This window comes from Sphingosinithalassobacter sp. LHW66-3, assembly GCF_050703275.1.
Lineage (GTDB): Bacteria > Pseudomonadota > Alphaproteobacteria > Sphingomonadales > Sphingomonadaceae > Sphingomonas.
On record NZ_CP193482.1, the window covers coordinates 2,050,514 to 2,068,696 of the forward strand.

The 18,183-nt window shown below is 69.4% G+C and carries 22 protein-coding genes and 1 tRNA gene; 11 read left to right on the forward strand and 12 right to left on the reverse strand.

All coding sequences use genetic code 11. From position 1 onward, the window contains the following. Positions 1-13 precede the first annotated feature (13 nt). The 4 genes from ACQ450_RS09995 to htpX are packed head-to-tail and all read right to left on the reverse strand — an operon-like array spanning position 14 to position 4,738. Positions 14-1,741 (reverse strand): heparinase II/III family protein, encoded by a 1,728-nt coding sequence (locus ACQ450_RS09995; protein ID WP_431471204.1) that lies wholly within the window; start codon positions 1,739-1,741, stop codon positions 14-16. Between the two features lie 5 nt (positions 1,742-1,746). Then, entirely contained in the window at positions 1,747-2,406 is a 660-nt protein-coding gene (rpe, locus tag ACQ450_RS10000) for a ribulose-phosphate 3-epimerase (protein WP_431469158.1), read from the reverse strand. A gap of 52 nt (positions 2,407-2,458) precedes the next feature. Then, positions 2,459-3,757, reverse strand: coding sequence for an RsmB/NOP family class I SAM-dependent RNA methyltransferase (locus ACQ450_RS10005; RefSeq protein ID WP_431469159.1), 1,299 nt, complete (start codon positions 3,755-3,757; stop codon positions 2,459-2,461). Continuing rightward, positions 3,758-4,738 carry a zinc metalloprotease HtpX gene (gene htpX / locus ACQ450_RS10010; protein ID WP_431469160.1) on the reverse strand — a complete coding sequence of 327 codons (981 nt, stop codon included), beginning with the start codon at positions 4,736-4,738 and terminating at the stop codon, positions 3,758-3,760. It lies immediately after the preceding gene. Positions 4,739-4,805: 67 nt separating this feature from the next. Between htpX and ACQ450_RS10015 the strand changes: the two genes are divergently transcribed. After that, positions 4,806-4,973, forward strand: coding sequence for a DUF1674 domain-containing protein (locus ACQ450_RS10015; protein ID WP_431469161.1), 168 nt, complete (start codon positions 4,806-4,808; stop codon positions 4,971-4,973). Positions 4,974-4,976: 3 nt separating this feature from the next. On the opposite strand, the gene ACQ450_RS10020 is transcribed toward ACQ450_RS10015, so the two are convergent. From ACQ450_RS10020 to tsaD, 3 genes are read right to left on the reverse strand one after another with little or no spacing between them, the layout of a single operon-like run. Continuing rightward, positions 4,977-5,522, reverse strand: coding sequence for a DUF1697 domain-containing protein (locus tag ACQ450_RS10020; protein ID WP_431469162.1), 546 nt, complete (start codon positions 5,520-5,522; stop codon positions 4,977-4,979). Continuing rightward, a complete protein-coding gene (locus tag ACQ450_RS10025; protein ID WP_431469163.1) occupies positions 5,519-6,496 on the reverse strand; it encodes an NAD(P)H-dependent glycerol-3-phosphate dehydrogenase in 978 nt (325 codons plus the stop codon). The genes ACQ450_RS10020 and ACQ450_RS10025 overlap by 4 nt, the downstream gene beginning before the upstream one ends. Next, the gene (tsaD, locus tag ACQ450_RS10030) at positions 6,493-7,533 is read right to left on the reverse strand and encodes a tRNA (adenosine(37)-N6)-threonylcarbamoyltransferase complex transferase subunit TsaD (protein WP_431469164.1); all 1,041 of its coding nucleotides are present in this window, start codon (positions 7,531-7,533) and stop codon (positions 6,493-6,495) included. Before tsaD ends, ACQ450_RS10025 begins: the two co-directional genes overlap by 4 nt. A gap of 39 nt (positions 7,534-7,572) precedes the next feature. Here tsaD and hemC point away from each other — a divergent pair, with 39 nt between their 5' ends. The 7 genes from hemC to ACQ450_RS10065 are packed head-to-tail and all read left to right on the forward strand — an operon-like array spanning position 7,573 to position 13,384. Continuing rightward, positions 7,573-8,490 carry a hydroxymethylbilane synthase gene (hemC, locus tag ACQ450_RS10035; protein WP_431469165.1) on the forward strand — a complete coding sequence of 306 codons (918 nt, stop codon included), beginning with the start codon at positions 7,573-7,575 and terminating at the stop codon, positions 8,488-8,490. Next, positions 8,487-9,161 (forward strand): uroporphyrinogen-III synthase, encoded by a 675-nt coding sequence (locus tag ACQ450_RS10040; protein WP_431469166.1) that lies wholly within the window; start codon positions 8,487-8,489, stop codon positions 9,159-9,161. The genes hemC and ACQ450_RS10040 overlap by 4 nt, the downstream gene beginning before the upstream one ends. 31 nt (positions 9,162-9,192) lie before the next feature. Next, positions 9,193-10,095, forward strand: a complete 903-nt coding sequence (locus tag ACQ450_RS10045) for a hypothetical protein (RefSeq protein WP_431469167.1) — start codon at positions 9,193-9,195, stop codon at positions 10,093-10,095. A 10-nt stretch (positions 10,096-10,105) separates the two neighbouring features. Continuing rightward, positions 10,106-11,290 (forward strand): acyl-CoA dehydrogenase, encoded by a 1,185-nt coding sequence (locus ACQ450_RS10050; protein ID WP_431469168.1) that lies wholly within the window; start codon positions 10,106-10,108, stop codon positions 11,288-11,290. Next, on the forward strand, positions 11,290-11,820 hold the full coding sequence (locus tag ACQ450_RS10055; RefSeq protein WP_431469169.1) for a GNAT family N-acetyltransferase: 531 nt from the start codon (positions 11,290-11,292) through the stop codon (positions 11,818-11,820). The genes ACQ450_RS10050 and ACQ450_RS10055 overlap by 1 nt, the downstream gene beginning before the upstream one ends. Then, complete coding sequence (locus ACQ450_RS10060) at positions 11,817-12,272, forward strand: GreA/GreB family elongation factor (protein ID WP_431469170.1); 456 nt, start codon at positions 11,817-11,819, stop codon at positions 12,270-12,272. Before ACQ450_RS10055 ends, ACQ450_RS10060 begins: the two co-directional genes overlap by 4 nt. Further along, the gene (locus ACQ450_RS10065; RefSeq protein ID WP_431469171.1) at positions 12,269-13,384 is read left to right on the forward strand and encodes a CaiB/BaiF CoA transferase family protein; all 1,116 of its coding nucleotides are present in this window, start codon (positions 12,269-12,271) and stop codon (positions 13,382-13,384) included. Before ACQ450_RS10060 ends, ACQ450_RS10065 begins: the two co-directional genes overlap by 4 nt. Before the next feature lie 35 nt (positions 13,385-13,419). On the opposite strand, the gene ACQ450_RS10070 is transcribed toward ACQ450_RS10065, so the two are convergent. The 4 genes from ACQ450_RS10070 to ACQ450_RS10085 form a co-directional block, all read right to left on the reverse strand. Beyond that, positions 13,420-14,217 carry a DUF72 domain-containing protein gene (locus tag ACQ450_RS10070; protein WP_431469172.1) on the reverse strand — a complete coding sequence of 266 codons (798 nt, stop codon included), beginning with the start codon at positions 14,215-14,217 and terminating at the stop codon, positions 13,420-13,422. Next, positions 14,204-15,253 (reverse strand): AI-2E family transporter, encoded by a 1,050-nt coding sequence (locus tag ACQ450_RS10075; protein ID WP_431469173.1) that lies wholly within the window; start codon positions 15,251-15,253, stop codon positions 14,204-14,206. Before ACQ450_RS10075 ends, ACQ450_RS10070 begins: the two co-directional genes overlap by 14 nt. Positions 15,254-15,344: 91 nt before the next feature. After that, on the reverse strand, positions 15,345-15,764 hold the full coding sequence (locus ACQ450_RS10080; RefSeq protein WP_431469174.1) for a DUF2147 domain-containing protein: 420 nt from the start codon (positions 15,762-15,764) through the stop codon (positions 15,345-15,347). Positions 15,765-15,840: 76 nt separating this feature from the next. Continuing rightward, a tRNA-Gly gene (locus ACQ450_RS10085) sits at positions 15,841-15,915 on the reverse strand. A 199-nt stretch (positions 15,916-16,114) separates the two neighbouring features. Here ACQ450_RS10085 and ACQ450_RS10090 point away from each other — a divergent pair. From ACQ450_RS10090 to ACQ450_RS10100, 3 genes are read left to right on the forward strand one after another with little or no spacing between them, the layout of a single operon-like run. Beyond that, entirely contained in the window at positions 16,115-17,011 is an 897-nt protein-coding gene (locus ACQ450_RS10090) for a tetratricopeptide repeat protein (RefSeq protein WP_188056454.1), read from the forward strand. Continuing rightward, on the forward strand, positions 17,008-17,616 hold the full coding sequence (locus tag ACQ450_RS10095) for an LON peptidase substrate-binding domain-containing protein (protein ID WP_431469175.1): 609 nt from the start codon (positions 17,008-17,010) through the stop codon (positions 17,614-17,616). The genes ACQ450_RS10090 and ACQ450_RS10095 overlap by 4 nt, the downstream gene beginning before the upstream one ends. Next, positions 17,613-17,795: a Trm112 family protein gene (locus ACQ450_RS10100; protein WP_431469176.1), complete on the forward strand. Its 183-nt coding sequence runs from the start codon at positions 17,613-17,615 to the stop codon at positions 17,793-17,795. The genes ACQ450_RS10095 and ACQ450_RS10100 overlap by 4 nt, the downstream gene beginning before the upstream one ends. Here the strand turns inward: ACQ450_RS10100 and ACQ450_RS10105 are convergent. Next, positions 17,792-18,157: a hypothetical protein gene (locus ACQ450_RS10105; RefSeq protein ID WP_431469177.1), complete on the reverse strand. Its 366-nt coding sequence runs from the start codon at positions 18,155-18,157 to the stop codon at positions 17,792-17,794. The two genes, ACQ450_RS10100 and ACQ450_RS10105, sit on opposite strands and share 4 nt — an antisense overlap. Positions 18,158-18,183 lie beyond the last annotated feature (26 nt).

The window sequence follows — 18,183 nt, forward strand, 5'->3', positions numbered from 1 at the left end:
CGGCTGGCAAGGGCTAGCGCGCGCGGTGGAACACCCAGCTCACGCTGGTGCCGCCCGGCGCCGCCTCGCCACTGACGACGAGCTGCTGGCTGGGGATCGCGCGGCCGTTGCCGTCGATCCAGATGCTGTCCTCGATCGCGAGCGCACCGCCGCGGCAGCGGAACTGCCACAACGCACTGGCTGGCGTGCGCAGGATCGCCGCCATGCCGTCGGCGGTGGGCGAGATTTCGACGTGGGGCGAGAGATGGAAGCGGATTGCGAACGGCGGCGCCTGTTTGCGCCGGCGCTTGTCGGAGGGAAGCAGACTGTCCTCGCCACGCACGTCGCGCCCGTCCGACGAAAGCGCGACGAGCCGCCGGTGAATGAGGCCATAGCGCCGCGCATAGCCGTCGTGGCTCGCTTCGATCCGGCTCGAATTCTCGCTCTCGTGGCGGCTGAGCTCGACTTCGCCTACGCCGCGGCCGAGCGTGCCATCGGCGTGGATGGCAGTCGAATTGCTGTCGCCGACGACCAGCGTCGAGTGGGCGGCGGTGGTCCGCAGTCCCTCGGCGAGCGCGGCAGTGGCGGCCATGCGCGCGCCGCCGCAGTTGACGACGATGCGGTCCGGCCCGTCGGAGAGCTCGAACGCCAGCGTGGAAGCACAGCCGCCCTCCACCAGCCGCGCGACCGGCGGGGGCGCGGCATCCATGATCAGCACCGTCTTCTGCGCGGTCAGGCGCTGATAGCCCCAGTCGCGCGCCTGCTTGAGCGGCCGAGTGCGAATTCCAGTGGCTTCGACAATCTGCTCGAGTACCGCGCCGGGGACGGGGCCGGCACCCTGCCAGCTCGAAAGCCCCTTGTCGCCGTGGCACACGCCAAGCAGCGCCGTCACCATCCGCGCCAGCGCCACTTCGACGAAGCCGGGCGGATCGAGCCGGCGCGCCGCATAGCCTTCGCACAGCATGGCAAGGAGCATCACCGCGTCGAGTTGTGCTGCCGGCGAACGCGTGACGACGCCGCCATCGTCGAACACCGAGAGTTCGAGCGCCCGCTGGAGGCCCGCCTCGCCGAACGAACGGCGCGGATCCCCCCCGGGGATCATCAGCCCGGCGACCAGCACGCCGCACCAGGCGGCGATGCGCGGCGGCCCCACCTGCACGCGATCGGCGGCGCGATCGAGATGACGCGCGCCCCGCGCGAGCGCGTGCAGCACCGCCGAGCGATAGACGAGATCGGTGCTCGAAAGGATCAGCGGAGCATGCGCCGTCCAGAACAGGATGCGCCGGCCCCAGAGATCGGCCCGCCAGGCGGTTTCCGACACTTTCTCGGCATGGGCGGCGAGCCAGGGGCGCATCATCGCTTCGGCGACCGGCGCCGCGCGGGCGCGCGTGGTGACCGTCGACAGATCGCGTAGCCAGGCGAAGCTGTGCAGATATTCGCCGAACGGCTTCGACCAGTCGGCGCGGGCATAGTCGAGCCCCGCGATCTCGCGACTCTCGCCTCGAAACGTCACCATCCCGTCGAGCAGCGCATTGCCCCTGGCGGGATCGCCCAGGAAGGGATCGTCGGCGACGGCGATCAGTTTGAGCGGGTGCCGCCCCCGCAGCCGCATGGTGTGGAGCGGCGTGCGCCAGGTGAGCCGCTGAAGCCGCTCGGACACACGCTCGGCGAGCGAGAGGCCGCGATCGCCGCCCAGACGGATCAGCCGCTTGCCTTCCTCGATGCCGTCGGCGTCGGGGGATTTCGGCGGCTGTTCCAGCATGCCGCTCACGCGCCCCGCAGCGCCCGGATATTGTCGGCGTACCGATCCGGCCCGCCGGTGAAGGTCGCGGTGCCGGCGACCAGCGCATCGGCTCCGGCGGCGATCGCCTGCGGCGCCGTCCGGCGGTCGATGCCGCCGTCGACTTCCAGGTCGATCGGGCGCCCAGTCGCGTCGATCCGGCGGCGCAGCTCGGCGATCTTGTCGAGCTGGCTCGGCAGGAACTTCTGCCCGCCGAAGCCGGGGTTCACGCTCATGACCAGAATGAGATCGACCATGTCCATCACATGATCGAGCACCGAAACAGGCGTGGCGGGATTGAGAACCACGCCGGCGCGCTTGCCGAGCGCCTTGATCGTCTGAAGCGTGCGGTGGAGATGCGGGCCTGCTTCGGGATGGACAGTGATCGTGTCCGCCCCGGCCTCGGCGAACGCCTGGAGGAAGGGATCGACCGGAGCGATCATCAGATGCACGTCGAACGGCTTGGCGGTGTGCGGGCGCAGCGCCTTCAGCACCGCCGGCCCGATCGTGATGTTCGGCACGAAATGCCCGTCCATCACGTCGATGTGGATCCAGTCGGCTCCGGCCGCATCGATTGCGCGCACTTCTTCGCCCAGCCGGGCGAAGTCTGCGGAGAGGATCGATGGCGCAATGCGGACAGCAGGCATGGCGGGAACCCTTAGCATGGCCTGAACCGCCCGCAACGGGGTTCGCGAGACTTCAGCGCACGCGCACCAGGGGCGCGATGAAGAAACCATCGAGCCCGCCCTGCCCGGCCAGCATGCCCGGAAGGATGCGGAGCCAGCCGCGCGGGTCGATCCCGACGTCTGCAGGCATGGCGTCACTCGACGGCGGATCAAGCGCGAAATCCGGGTTCTCAGCCAGAAAAGCTTCGATCTGCGCTTCGCCCTCCATGGGCTCGAGCGAACAGGTGGCGAAGACCAGCCGGCCGCCCGGGCGGACCCAGCGCGCGGCACGGGCGAGAAGCAGACGCTGCAACGCCGCCATCTCGGCGACCAGCGCGGGGCGAACGCGATGCAGCACATCGGGATGGCGGCGGAAGATGCCGGTGGCGCTGCACGGAGCATCGAGCAACACCGCATCGGCGGCAGCGCCAGGCTCCCAGCTGCGCAGATCGGCTGCGATCACTTCGGCCGACAGGCCGGTACGGCACAGATTCTCGGCAAGTCGCGCAAGACGACTTTCGGACGAGTCGACGCTGGTGACTTCCCAGCCCGCCGCGGCGAGCTGCAGCGTCTTGCCCCCGGGAGCCGCGCAGAGATCGAGCGCCTTGCCCGCCCCCGATCCGAGCAACCGGGCGGGAAGCGACGCGGCGAGATCCTGCACCCACCAGGCGCCTTGCACATAGCCGGGCAGATCGGGAACCGAAGCCCCCGCAGGCAGGCGAACATGGCCAGGCATCAGCGACTCGCCCCCGAGCGCCTCGATGGCGGCCGTGTCGGCGGGATCGCGCAGGCTGAGGTCGAGCGGCGGCGGGGCGGCGATGGCGCGTGCGGCTTCGCCGACCATGGAATCACCCCAGGCCGCCTCCCAGCGCTCGGCAGCGGCGGGCGGCAGCGTCGGCACCTCGGGCAGCGCTGCGCCGCCGCGCATCAGCGTACCGAACACGCCATGGACCAGCTTGCGCGGCCCGCCATCGACGAGCGGCAGGACCGTCGAGATCGCCGCATGCGGCGGCGTACCGAGTGCCAGCGCCTGGACCAACGCGATTCGCAATGCGGAGCGCGCCTTCGCGTCATGGGGAAGCGGCCGCGCCGTCGCCGAATCGATCAGCGCATCGAGATCGGGCAGGCGGCGCAGTGCCTCTGCGGCGATGGCGTGGGCGAGCCCCCGGTCCGACGGCGCCAGCTTCCCTGCGGCAGCTTCGAGTTCGGACTCGAGCGCCAGGCCGCGGCGCAGCACCGCGTCGAGAAGCCGCAGCGCCGCACGACGCGCGGGAACGCCAGGGGGCTCGGCCGGGCGCGGTGCCGGTCGTGTGCGGGTGTTGCGGGAGCTCACTTAGTCGCGGCGCAGCGGATCGAGCGCGCTGGCAGGCCGGCGGCGCGCACCGGTGCGGGGGACCGAAGCGACACCAGGCCGCGCGGCGACGACCGGTTGAGCGGGCCAGGAAGACGAAGCCAGCGCCGTGCCCGTGCGGGTGGTACTGCCCATCTGCTGTGCGAGCCGTTCGAGTTCGGCGATCCGGTTCGCCGTGTCGGGATGGGTCGAGAACATATTGTCGCCGCGCCGCGCGAGGCCGGGCACGATATAGAGCTGCGAGGCAGCCGGCACCCGTTCGGCGACCGGATTGGGAATCCTCCGCGCGCCGCGTTCGAGCTTCGCCAGCGCCGAGGCGAGCGCAGCGGGGTTGCCCGAAATCTCCGCACCCGCGCGATCCGCGCCATATTCGCGCGTGCGGCTGATCGCCATCTGCACGATCATAGCCGCGAAGGGAGCCACGAACACTGCCATCAGCCCCGCGATTCCCGCGCCGCGACCATCCGCACCCCTGAAGAACAGGCCGAAGTTCGCGAGCATCGAAATCGCACCGGCAATGGTGGCGACCATCGTCATGATCAGCGTATCGCGATTGCGGACATGGCCCAGCTCGTGCGCCATCACCGCCGCGATCTCGTCGCGATCGAGCATGTCGATCAGACCCGTGGTGGCGGCGACGGCGGCATGATCGGGATCGCGCCCGGTGGCGAAGGCATTGGGGTGCGGCGATTCGATCAGATAGACCTTCGGCATCGGCAGCTTGGCGCGCATCGCGAGATCGCGCACCAGCCGGACGAACTCGGGCGCGCTCGCCTCATCCACTTCGCGCGCATTGTGCATCCGGAGCACGATCTTGTCGGCATTCCAGAAGGTGAAGAGGTTCATGCCCGCGGCAAACAGCAGCGCGAGCATCATCCCGGCGCGACCGCCGAGGGTGAAGCCGAGCGCCATGAACAGCGCCGTCAGCGCCGCGAGCAACATCGTCGTCTTGAAACCGTTCACTTGAACCCACTCCTTGTCCGACCAATGTGGTGCGCGACGCCGCTCAAATCAATTCGGAACCAGAGCCATGGGCAAGCGCCCCGATCATGTGAAACCGCCCGCCCATCTGAGCGCGAACACGCCGGTGCCCGAGCCGCGGGCACCCGCGCCCGACGCGGCCGACCACGACCCGCTGGACCGCGATCCGACTCGCTATGGCGATTGGGAGAAAAAGGGCGTGGCGATCGACTTCTGAGGCTCACAAGCCGGGCGCGAGCCGCGCGGCGAGCTTGCCGACGGTGTTCCAGTTGCGCGCCGTCGCCACCTTGGGGAAGCCGAGTTTCGCCATCGCCGGCTGGAGCCGCGAGCGCGCCTGCCCGTCGCGATAGTCGATGTAGAGTTCGCGCCCGCGCGCGTGCAGCCGCTCGGGGAGGGAATAGCGCTCGGCCAGCGCATCGAGCAGAGCCGGATCGGGCGGGGTCCGGTGAAACAGCACGACGAGCCTGTTCGGGCGTTCGCGGGCCGCGTCCGGAAAGGGATTGGCGGCCATGATGTCGCGCAGCTCGCGCCCGTCGCGGACGAGGAAATCGATCGGAAAACCGAACCTGGCCGCCGCGTCCTGCTCGAGCGCGGCTTCGAGCGCGGCGGAGTCGCGCTGTTCGGTCGAAATCAGCGCGTTGCCCGATGCGAGCAGAGTCGCGACGTCGGCAAACCCCAGCGATTCCAGCATCGCGCGCAGATCGGCCATCGCGAGCGTCCGCCCGCCTACGTTGACGGCGCGCAGCAGCACCGCCCAGCGCTTCACACGCCTTCTTCGCGCAGCGGACGGTTGAGCAGACCGTCGACGACGTCCGCCACTTCGGCGCCGTCGAGCAGCGCGCACACGGCCTGCGCGACCGGCATGTCGACGCCCGCCGCCAGTGCGGCCTCGCGCAGTACCGGCGCAGTGAAGGCGCCTTCGGCCACGGTCTTGCGATCCGCCAGCAGGCTCTGCGCGCTTTGTCCCCGCCCAAGTCCGACGCCGAGCGAATAGTTGCGCGAGCTGGTCGACGAGCAGGTGAGAACGAGATCGCCCAGGCCGCACAGACCGGCGAGCGTCTCCATCCGCGCGCCGCGCGCCACGCCGAAGCGAGCCATTTCGGCAAAGCCGCGCGCGATCACCGCCGCACGCGCATTCTGGCCTAGACCGGCCCCCTCGACGACGCCGCAGGCGATCGCGAGCACGTTCTTCACGGCGCCGCCGATCTCCGCTCCCACCACGTCCGACGAGACATAGGGGCGGAACGACGGCCGCGCGATCACGCCGGCGAGTTCGTTGGCGCAGTCGATCGGATCGGCGGCGAGCGTGACGGCAGTCGGCAGTCCCGAGGCGACTTCGTGCGCGAAGGTGGGCCCGGAAAGCACCGCGATGCGCGAACCGGGCACTTCCTCGGCGGCGACATGATGCAGGAACTGGTGCGATCCCGCCTCGATCCCCTTCGAACAGAGGATCAGCGGCTGCCCCCTGCCGGGCAAATCGCGGAGCACCGTGCGCATATGCTGCGCCGGCGTCACCACCAGGATCGGATCGGCATCGGCGAGATCCCCGAGCTGCTGCGTCGCGCTGACGTTCGGCGAAAGCGGAATACCCGGCAGAAAAACGGTGTTCTCGTGGCGTTCGTTGATCGCGCCGACCACTTCCGCCTCGCGCGCCCAGAGCCGAACGGCGGTGCCGCCCGAGGCCAGTACCTGTGCGAGCGCAGTGCCCCAGGCACCGCCGCCGATTACTCCGATCGTCATGCCTTCACTCCCGCACCGCGCACCTTTTCGCCTGTCGGATCGAGCGGCCAGCGGGCGCGGGCCGGCACGTCGAGCGGATCGGTGAGCCCGGCACCGAATCGCTCGGCCCCCGCCCAGGCGATCATCGCCGCATTATCGGTGCACAGCCAGAGCGGCGGCGCGACGAACCGCAAATCGCGGCTGGCAGCGAGCCCCTCGAGCGCAGCGCGCACGCCCTGGTTGGCCGCGACGCCACCCGCGACGACCAGCGCGCTGACGCCGACGCCTGCCACCGAATCGAGTGCGCGGGCAGTGCGATCGAGCAGACAGTCGATCACGGCCTGCTGGAACGAGGCGGCGATATCCTCGGCGCGGTGAGTGCCTGCGTCGCGCGCGCGCGATACGGCGCTCTTGAGGCCGGCGAACGAGAAATGCGGCTCGTTCGATCCCAGCAGCGGGCGCGGCAGCGGCACCGCGCGCGGGTCGCCCTGTCGCGCCGCCTGCTCGACCGCCGGGCCCCCCGGAAAGCCGAGCCCGAGCAGCTTCGCCGTCTTGTCGAAGGCTTCGCCCGCGGCGTCGTCGATCGTGGTGGCGATCCGCCGGTAGCGGCCGACGCCTTCGACCAGCAGCAGCTGGCAATGGCCGCCCGAAACGAGCAGCAGCAGATAGGGAAAGGCCAGATCGGGATCGGTCAGGCGCGGCGAGAGCGCATGTCCCTCGAGATGGTTCACCGCGACCAGCGGCTTGCCGCCCGCCAGCGCCAGCGCCTTGCCGGTGACGAGCCCGACCATCACACCGCCGATCAGCCCCGGCCCCGCCGTCGCCGCGACCGCATCGACATCGGCCAGCGTCACCCCCGCCTCGTCGAGCACCGCCTCGACCAGTGGGCCCAGCATTTCGACATGCGCGCGTGCCGCAATCTCGGGAACGACGCCGCCGTACGGTGCATGCTGGGCGTCCTGCCGCGCGAGCCGATGCGCACGAATTGTCCGATCGCTCGCGACCAATGCCGCGGCCGTCTCGTCGCAGCTCGATTCGAGGCCCAGGATCAATGCCATCGCTTCCATCTAGAGGCGCCGGCCGCTAGCACAAGCGGCATGCCCAGCCCCTTTCGCATCGGAACGCGCGGATCGCCGCTCGCGCTCACTCAGGCCAATATGGTGCGCGACGCGCTGATCGGCGCGCACGACTGGACGGAAGATGCGGTGGAGATCGTGACCATCCGCACCACCGGCGACCGGGTGCAAGATCGTGCGCTCGCCGAAATCGGCGGCAAGGCGCTGTGGACCAAGGAGCTCGACCGCGCGCTGCTCGACGGCGAGATCGACTGCGCCGTACATTCGATGAAGGACGTGGAGACGCTGCGGCCGCCGAGCGTCACGCTGGCAGCCGTGCTGGCGCGAGCGGATGTGCGCGACCGGCTGATCGGTGCCGATTCGATCGAGGCGCTCCGGCAGGGCGCACGTCTCGGCACCAGTTCGCCGCGCCGCGCCGCGCAGCTGCGCAAGCTGCGACCCGACCTCGAGATCGTCCTGTTCCGCGGCAACGTCGATACGCGGCTCGCCAAGCTTGCGGCAGGCGAGGCCGACGCGACTCTTCTCGCCGCCGCGGGGCTGGAGCGCCTCGGGCGGCACGATATCGGCGTGCCCGTGCCGGTTGACGTGATGCTGCCGGCGCCCGCGCAGGGGGCGGTCGGCGTCGAAGCGCGCAGCGATGACCGGACCGCGGTCGAGCGGCTGGCGGCGATCGATCATCCCGAGACGCGTGCCTGTGTCCTCGCCGAGCGTGCCCTGCTCGCGGCGCTCAAGGCCGACTGTCATTCACCCGTGGGTGCCCTGGCGACGCTGGACGGCGCGATCCTGACGCTGCGCGCCGAACTGCTGTCGGAAGACGGGCAAGCGCATGTCCACGGGCAGGAAGCGGGCGCCCCGCGCGATCCAAAGCTTCCGGAGATCATGGCGCGCGACCTGCTCGCCCGCGCCCCGGAGACGGTGCGGCGGCTGTTCGCGGGATGAGCCGCCCGATCGCCGTCCTGCGACCGGAGCCGGGCAACCGAGTGACGGCGGCTGCAGTGGAGGCGACCGGACGCCGGGCGATCCGGCTTCCGCTTTTCGACGTCGTGCCCGTCCCCTGGCAAGCGCCTGATCCGAGGGAATATGACGCGCTGCTCCTGACCAGTGCCAACGCCGTCCGCCATGCCGGACCCGAACTGGCCGCATTGCTGGCGCTGCCGGTCCATGCGGTGGGCGAAGCGACTGCGGGGGCGGCGCGGCGCGCCGGGTTCGTGGTGGCGGCGATCGGACACGACGGCGCGCACACCCTGATCGCCGCTGCCGCCGGAGCAGGCGTTCGCCGAGCGCTGCATCTCGCCGGGCGCGATCGGCTGATCGAGCAGGGCGGGATCATCGCCGACGTGCGCACTGTCTATGCCAGCGAGCCGCGCGAGATCGCGGAAGCTGCGGCGCAGCGGCTGTCTGGTGCCGTCGCGATGGTCCATTCGCCGCGCGCGGCCGCGCGACTCGCGGCGGTGCTCGACGCGTCGCGCGTCGCGCGTGGCAGCGTCGCCGTCGCGGCGATCAGCGAGCGGACAAGAAGGGCCTTGGGAAGCGGCTGGGAGCGCGTGGCGGTGGCGGCAGTTCCGGAAGACGACACGCTCCGGGACGTCGCCCTCCGCCTCGCCGATTGACCACGGCCGCCGGCGCGGGAATAAGGGCGCCATGAGCCGCGACGAGCCTACCGCGCTGAAGCCGGCCCGCGGCCTTTCCGCACTGGGAACAACGATCCTCGTCGGCCTGCTGGCCTTTCTGGGCGGAATTGCCGCGACCGCCGCGCTGATTCAGTTTTCCGGGATGGGGCCGTTCGGGAGAACGCCCGCGCCGGTGGAGACTGAGGCCGCCCCCGCCGAAGCCGTGGTCGTGCCGCCGCTTCCGGCAGGAACCGACCTTGCCACGCTCAATGCGCGCGAACAGATGCTGGCCGGCCGCCTCGACGAGCTCGAGGAGCGGCTGGTGGCGGTCCGCAGCGCGTCGCGAGTCGCCTCCAGCTATGCCAATCGCGCCGAGGGGCTGCTGATCGCCTTTGCGACGCGCCGCCTGCTTGATCGCGGCCTGCCGCTTGGCGGCGTGGAAGGACAGTTGCGGCTGCGCTTCGGCGCATCGCACCCTGAGGAAGTCGCCGCGATCCTGCGCGCGGCCAACGATCCGGCGACGCTGGAGGATCTCCGCCTTGCGCTCGATGCGATCGCGCCACGGCTCGTCGCCGGCGGCCCCGATGAGGGCGTGTGGTCGCGCGTGCGGCGGCTGTTCAACGATCTCGTCGTGCTGCGCCAGGAAACCTCTCCCAGCCCGCGCCCCGCCGACCGGCTGCGCCGCGCTCGGCGCGTTCTCGAAGCCGGGCAGGTGGAAGCTGCTCTCGCCGAAATCGCCCATCTGCCGGGCGCGGAAAGTGCCGAGAGTTGGATCGCGGCGGCGCGACGCTATATCGCGGCTCGACAGGCGCTGGGCAACATCGAACTGGCGGCGATGCAGGCGCCCGGGGCACCGCCCGCACCACCTTCGGCGCCGGCGTCGGCGCCGGTGGTGCAATCGGAAACTTCGGCAGCCGCCGCCGAAACGGAATAGGACAGGACGCATGGCAGAAATGGGCCGGTTTGACTGGCAGGACCCGTTCGCTCTCGACGCACAGCTCACCGAGGAAGAGCGGATCGTACGCGATACCGCGCATGGCTATGCGCAGGAGAAGCTGCTGCCGCGCGTGACGAAGGCGTTCCTCGACGAGAGCTTTGATCGCGAAATCATGCGCGAGATGGGCGCGCTGGGTCTGCTCGGCGCCACGATCCCCGAAGCCTATGGCGGCGCAGGGCTCGGCTATGTCTCCTATGGCCTGGTCGCGCGCGAAGTCGAGGCAGTCGATTCGGGCTATCGCTCGGCGATGAGCGTGCAGAGTTCGCTCGTGATGTACCCGATCCATGCCTATGGCACCGAGGCGCAGAAGCAGAAATTCCTGCCCAAACTCGCCACCGGCGAATGGGTGGGCTGCTTCGGCCTGACCGAGCCCGATGCGGGATCCGATCCCGGCGGCATGCGCACTCGCGCGGAGAAGATCGACGGCGGCTATCGCCTGAGCGGCTCGAAGATGTGGATTACCAATTCGCCGATCGCCGACGTTTTCGTCGTCTGGGCGAAATCGGATGCGCACGGCGGCGGCATCAAGGGCTTTGTGCTCGAAAAGGGCATGAAGGGGCTCTCCGCTCCCAAGATCGAAGGCAAGCTGTCGCTTCGCGCCTCGATCACCGGCGAGATCGTGATGGACGGTGTCGAAGTCGGCGAGGACGCGCTGCTGCCCGAGGTGCAGGGGCTGAAGGGGCCGTTCGGGTGCCTCAATCGCGCACGCTACGGAATCGCCTGGGGCAGCATGGGGGCGGCCGAGGCCTGCATGCGCGCCGCGCGGGCCTACACGCTCGACCGCGCGCAGTTCGGCAAGCCGCTCGCGGCCAACCAGCTCGTCCAGCTGAAGCTGGCGAACATGCAGACCGAAATCGCGCTGGCGCTGCAGGGCTGCCTGCGCGCCGGCCGCATGTTCGACGAAGGCACGCTGGCGCCCGAGGCGATCAGCATCCTCAAGCGCAACAATTGCGGCAAGGCGCTGGAGATCGCCCGGGTCGCGCGCGACATGCACGGCGGCAACGGCATTTCGGCCGACTTCCATGTGATGCGCCACGCGATCAACCTCGAGACCGTCAACACCTATGAAGGCACTCACGACGTGCACGGGCTGATCCTGGGGCGGGCGATCACCGGCATCGCGGCGTTCTGATGAACCTGCAGCCGACGCTCCGCGGCACGCTCGTGACGCTCGAGCCGACGGTCGCCGGCGACTGGTGCGCCCTGTTCGCCGCGGCGGAGGACCCGGAGATATGGGCCCAGCACCCCGCTTCGGACCGCTGGAGGGAGCCGGTGTTCCGCGCCTATTTCGACGATGCGCTGGCGAGCGGCGGAAGCCTCACGATCCGCGATCGGGAGAGCGGAGAGGTGATCGGCGCCAGCCGCTACGCCAATCACGACCCGCAACGCGACGAAATCGAGATCGGCTGGACGTTTCTCGCACGACGCTTCTGGGGCGGTCCGGTCAACGCCGAGGTGAAGCGGCTGATGCTCGATCATATTCTGGCCGAAGTGCGTGCCGCGGTGTTCGTGGTCGGCGCGGAGAACCTCCGGTCCCGGCGCGCCATGGAGAAGATCGGAGGCGTTCTGGAGCAGGGGCGCACGCAGCGCGGCGACGGTTCGCGGATGGACCGTCACGTCTTCTATCGAATCGCGCGCGAGCATGGGGCGGCCGCGGCATGAGTGTCGCCTTCCGCCGCGAGAGCGACGACGAGCACAAGGAGCCCGAGTTCGAGCTGCCGATCCCGGTCGGACCGAATCTGGTGACCGAACGCGGGCTGGCTCTGATCGAAGCGAAAGTCGCCGAACTGAAAGGCGCCGTTGCCGCCGAAACCGACGAGGCGGCGCGCAAGAAGCTGGAGCGCACGCTCCGCTATTGGTCCACCCAGCATGCGACCGCGCGCATCGCCGATCGCCCCGAGGCGGGCGAAGCCGGAATCGGATCGCTGGTGACGGTGCGCCGCGCCGGACGGACGCAGCGGTTCCGGATCGTCGGGCACGACGAAGCCGATCCGGCGGCCGCGCTGCTCGCGTTCACGGCGCCGCTGGCGCGCGCGATGATGGGCGCGATGGCGGGCGAGCGCGTGGCCTTCGGCGGGAGCGCGGATGCCCTAGAAGTGGTGGAGGTCGCGTGAAACCGCTCAAGGGCATTCGAGTGGTCGAGCTGGCACGCATCCTCGCCGGCCCGTGGTGCGGCCAGTTGCTCGCCGATCTCGGCGCGGAAGTGATCAAGATCGAGCGGCCCGGAACCGGCGACGACACGCGACACTGGGGGCCGCCGTTCCTGCACGACGCGGAGGGCAACAGCCTCGACGCCGCCTATTTCCACTCGACCAATCGCGGCAAGAGCGCCCGCTTCATCGATATCGCCACGCCGGCCGGGCAGGCGGAGGTGCGAGCGCTGGCCGCCGAGGCGGATGTGGTGATCGAGAACTACAAAGTGGGCGGGCTCGTCAAATACGGCCTCGACTCCGCCAGCTTGCGGACGGCGAATCCTCGGCTGATCGTCGCCTCGATCACCGGCTTCGGCCAGACCGGCCCCTATGCGCATCGCGCCGGCTATGACTTCATCATCCAGGGCATGGGCGGCTTCATGAGCCTGACCGGCGAGCCCGACGGCGCACCGCAGAAGGCCGGGATAGCCTATGCCGACATCTTCACCGGCACCTACACGGCCGTCGCGGTGCTCGCGGCGCTGCGACGCCGTGACGTCACCGGCGAAGGCGCGCACATCGACATGGCGCTACTCGATACGCAGGTTGCGGTGCTGGCGAACCAGGCGCTCAACTGGATGGCATCGGGCACGGTGCCGCACCGGATGGGCAACGGCCACGCCAATCTGGTGCCGTACCAGGCATTCGCCTGCGCCGACGGCGAGCTGATCGTCGCGGTCGGCAACGATTCGCAATTCCGCCGGCTCTGCGCCGTGCTCGAACTCGGCCTTGGCGAGGATCCGCGCTTCGCGACCAATCCGGGCCGTGTCGAGAACCGTGCCGCGCTGATCCCGCTGCTCGCCGCCGCAATCGGCAGCTGGGAGAAGGCGGCGCTCTACGAGCGGCTCGAGGCCGCGGGCGTACCGGCAGGGCCGATCAACCGAGTCGACGAAGTGTTCGCCGACCCGCAAGTGCAGGCGCGCGGCATGCGGATCGCACCGGGCGGGCTCCCGGGCGTCGCCAGCCCGATCGTGATCGACGGGGTGCGCATGACGAACGGCCGGCCCAGCCCTCCGCGGCCCGCGAACGACTGAGCAGTCGAGGCGCGCAGCCGGGTAGCTGTTCCGCCTTATCTCAGCCGTTGCAGCAATGCCGTGGCCGCCGCGGGCGCACGCACCTTCGCGCCGTTGATCATGAAGATGTAAGTTTCACGTGGAACCACAGGCGGTTGGTCGTCGGTCACATAGGGTAGCCCCTCCGGCCGACCGCCTTCGCTCCAGCAGCGTGCGGCCTCCGCCCAGCGATCGAGCGCGGGCGCGGAATAGCCTTGCGGATGCCCCTCCTGCGCATTCTCCAGCCGCACATAGACGAAATCGCCGCTGACGTCGGCGATCGCCGGATACTGCGCCGAATCGGCATAGACGATGGCGACGCCATGGGCGCGGGCAAGCGCGACGAATTCCGGCACACGGAAGCTTTCGTGGCGCACCTGAATTGCGTGACGCAGCGGCAGGCCGGAGTGGCGATCGGGGAGAAGCTTCAGGAATGCGCCGAAATCCTCGGGGTCGAACTTCTTGGTCGCCATGAACTGCCAGAGGATCGGGCCCAGCTTGTCGCCGAGCTCGACGATCCCCTGATTGAGGAAGGTCGTCACCGCATCGCCCGCCTCTGCCAGCAGCTTCCGGTTGGTGCAGTATCGCGACGCCTTCACTGCAAAGACGAAGCCTTCGGGGGCCGTCGCCGCCCATTGGGCGAAGCTCGCCGGCTTTTGCAGCCGATGATAGGTGGCGTTGATCTCGATCGCCGTCACCGCGCTACTTGCGAATTCGAGCTCGCGCTTCTGGGGGAGGCCGTCGGGATAGAAGGTCCCGCGCCACGGCGCATAGGTCCAGCCGCCGATACCGACCCGCACGTCAGCCACCGTCATCCCCCCGCGATCGGCGGCGGCCGGGAACCCGCACGTCATAGCCCAGCGCGTCCCGCGACCAGAGCATCGTCACCAGCGTATAGAGCACCACCGCCAGCGGCGCCGCGAGCAGGATGCCGAGAATGCCGAACAGCGATCCCAGCGCGCCCAGCGCGAACAGCAGCAGCGCGGGCGGAATGGACACTGCCCAGCGCTGGACGAGCGGGGTCAGCACATTGCCCTCCGCCTGCTGCGCGACGAGATAGACCAAAGAGGCGGCGATCAACGCGTCCGGGCCCTGCGCAAAGGCGAGCAGGATGCCCGGAATGGCGCCGATCACCGGGCCGACCAGCGGGATGAAGTTGGCGACGCCCACGATCACGCCCAGCGCACCCGCCGAGGGCAGACCGACGAATGTGAGGCCGATCGCGACCAGCGAGCCGACGACCGTCATGGTGAACAGCTGCCCCAGCAGATATTTCTGCAACGCGACGCCGCTCGCGTTCAGCGCATCGACGACGCGCGGCCCCTGCTCCTTGGGAAACAGCCGCTCCGCCCCGCGGACGTACAGGCCCGGCTGGAGCGCGAAATAGATCGCGCCGATCACCACCAGTACCAGATTGGTGATCACGCCGACCGCGCCGAAGGCGAACGAGACGGCGCGCCCGAAATAGCTTTGCAGGTCCAGCGAGGCGAGGCTGAGCGACTGGCCCCAAGGCTGCTGCCGCAGCCAGTCGCGCGCGCTGTCGATCGCCGAGGGCAGCTGCGCCGCGACGTTGGAGAATTCCTGTCCCAGCTGCGCTCCGAACAGCCAGCCGACCAGATAGAGGACCGCGAAGATCGCCAGCACGCCCAGCAGCACCGCCGGCGTCTCGGGAATCCCCAGCATGCGGAACGGCGCCGCCGCCGAGCGGATCAGCACCGCGATCAGGATAGCCGAGAAGATCAGCAGCAAGGTGCCCGAAAGCGGCACGAGCAGCAGCGCGAGCCCGACGAGCAGCAGGACGATCAGTGTCTTGCGGACGACCGCGCCTTCGGTGTTGCCCTGCACGTCCATTCCGCCCCCTTTTCGCCGATGCACCGGCGCACTGCCAGCGAACGGGGAGCTTTGGCGAAGGTTCCGCACCGGTCAAGCCGGCGCGAAGCGCCTATTCGACGCGCGTCCAGCGCTGCGACTTGCAGATGATGCCCAAGGCAGCGCAGCCCTCGGCACTCAGCGTATCGCCTCGGAACCGGATCGTGCCCGAAAAGCGCTTGCCCAGATCGGGAACGAAGACTTCGCCTTCCCATGCGCCGGAAGGTTGCTGCGTGAAGTTGCGGAACAGGTTCGTTCCGACCAGCGATTCGGTGCCGCCTTCGCGTGCGTCGCGCTTGGCCTCTTCGTTCGCCCAGGTGACGCGGCCGCACAGCTTTCCGTCGCACGAATAGGAGCGGATATGGACGCTGCCGTCGGGATTGCTCCAGACTGCCTCGGGCACTTCCCCGGCGCTCTGCCCCGCTACGGCAGCGGGGAAGAGCAGCGGCAGCGCAAGCGCGCAGGCACCGGCGAACGTGCGGATCGGTTTCATCGGCGAGTCCTTTCGGAAAGAGATGCACCAGACGCAGCGGCATCGATTCGGTTGCAGGCAGGGAACTGCCGGCACCTGGAGCGGGCGAAGGGATTCGAACCCTCGACCCCAACCTTGGCAAGGTTGTGCTCTACCCCTGAGCTACGCCCGCTCTGGCGTCATGTCGGCGGCGCTGGATGCGCACACCGGGGCAAGGCGGCGGCTGTTAGCACCGGCCGGGCGGCCCCGCAAGCCCTTCCGGAAAAGGCTTGGCCTGTCGCCCGAGAACGCCCACATAGGCGCCGCAACACCTGCCCGCGCGCAGGCAATTTGAGGAGCGTCCCTTGGCCACCCCGCCCGGCATGTCCGCACTGTCCAGCACCGAACGCGAAGCCGTCGAGGCATTTCGGCGCGACATCGTCGAACCGTCGATGACCAGGCTGGTGATCCTGGATTTCTGGGCCGAATGGTGCGGCCCGTGCAAGCAGCTCGGCCCGGTGCTCGAGAAAGTGGCAGCCGACTATGCGACCAAAGGCGTGGTGCTCGCCAAGATCGACGTCGACAAGGACCAGTTCATCGCCGCCCAATTCCAGGTGCGTTCGATTCCAACCGTCTATGCGATGTTCCAGGGCCAGCTGGTCGCCGACCTGAGCCAGGCGCGCACCGAATCGCAGCTGCGCCAGATGCTCGACCAGATCCTGCGGCAAATCCCGGTCGAAGGCGAATCGCAGCAGGCCGAGGCCGAGATCGAGCCGCTGATCGCGATGGGCGAGCAGGTACTGGCCGAGGGAGACGCCGAGCGCGCGCTTTCGCTGTTCGACCAGCTCGCCGAGATGGCCCCCGAGCATCCGGCGGTGCTTGCCGGCCGCATCCGCGCGCTGGTCCAGCTTGGGCGGTTCGAGGAGGCACAGTCGGCGCTGGATTCGGTGCCCGAGGAGGCCGCCAAGGCGCCAGAGGTGGAGCGCGCGCGCGCCGCGCTCTCGCTTGCCACCGAAGCGGCGCCGGTCGACGATCTTGCCGAACTGAAGGCCGAAGTCGCCGCGAACCCGCACGACATGGAAAAGCGCTATGCGCTCGCCGGCGGCCAGATGGCGGCGGGCGACCGCGAAGGCGCGGCGGAGACGCTGCTCGCGATGATCGCCGAGGATCGCGAGTGGAACGAGGGCGCGGCGCGCCAGCGGCTGTTGAAGCTGTTCGAAGTGGTCGGGCTCGAGGACCCGTGGGTATCGACCCAGCGGCGCAAGCTTTCGGCGATCCTGTTCGGATGACGGTCACGCGGCTGTCGGTGTTTCCCCTGGGCGGCGCGCTGCTGTTCCCGCGGATGCACCTGCCGCTCCACATCTTCGAGCCGCGCTATCGCGCGCTGGTGACCGATTCGCTCGCGCGCGACCGGCGGATCGGGATGGTGCAGCCGCGCGAGGGCGGTGCCCACCCCGCACTGTTCGATCGAGGCTGCGTCGGGCGGATCGCCGAGGTGCAGGCACTGCCCGACGGCCGGTTCGACATCGTTCTGGAAGGACTCGCCCGCTTCACTCTCGTGCGCGAGCTAGACGTCACGACGCCGTTCCGACAGGTCGAGGCGGAGCTGGAGCCGGTGGGAGACAGCGAGATACTGGGGATGGCCGACCGCGCATCGCTCGAGATGGAGGCCCGCCGCTTTGCCGAGGGACAGGGCTATGCCGTCGACTGGGAAGCGGTTTCACGCCTCGACGACGAATCGCTGGTGAACGGCATCGCCCAGATCGCTCCGTTCGACATCGCTTCGAAGCAGGCGCTGCTCGAAGCCGAGACGCTGCAGGACCGAAGTCGGCTGATCGTGCAGCTGATGCAGTTCTTCGGCCGTTCGGGCGACGATGTGGGGACGCTGCAATGAGTGTGGAACTCGATCCCTGGCTGCTCGACCGGCTGGTATGCCCCGCGACCCGCACGCCACTGCGCTATGACGCAGCGCGCGGCGAACTCGTCTCGGACGAAGCGGGGCTCGCCTATCCGGTGCGCGACGGCGTGCCGGTGCTGCTCGCCGAGGCGGCGTGGCCGCTGCGTCCGAACTAACGGCGCGCGAGGCCTGCGACGCCGCTCGCCAGCCACGCGAGGACGCCGCTCAACACACCCAGAAACAGCATGATCAGCAGGATCGTGAGCGCTCCGCCATCGCCGATGCCATAGCGCTGCATCGTCGCCGAATAGCTGTCGGGAACGATCAGCAGCGTGACGATTGTGCCGAGAACCGCGACGACCACGAAGCTGCCGAGCCCGGCCGAGAGCCCTGCGCGCCAGCCATGCGCCGCGGTCAGGCCCGCAGCGGCGCCGGCCAGCGTCGGCCAGAGCAGCGGCCAGGCGTTGCTGCCGGAGACCGAGGCATTGGCGACGAACAACAGACCGCCGAACGCGCCGAGAAGCAGCGACCGATCCATGAATCCTCTCCTTTCGCCGCAACCAA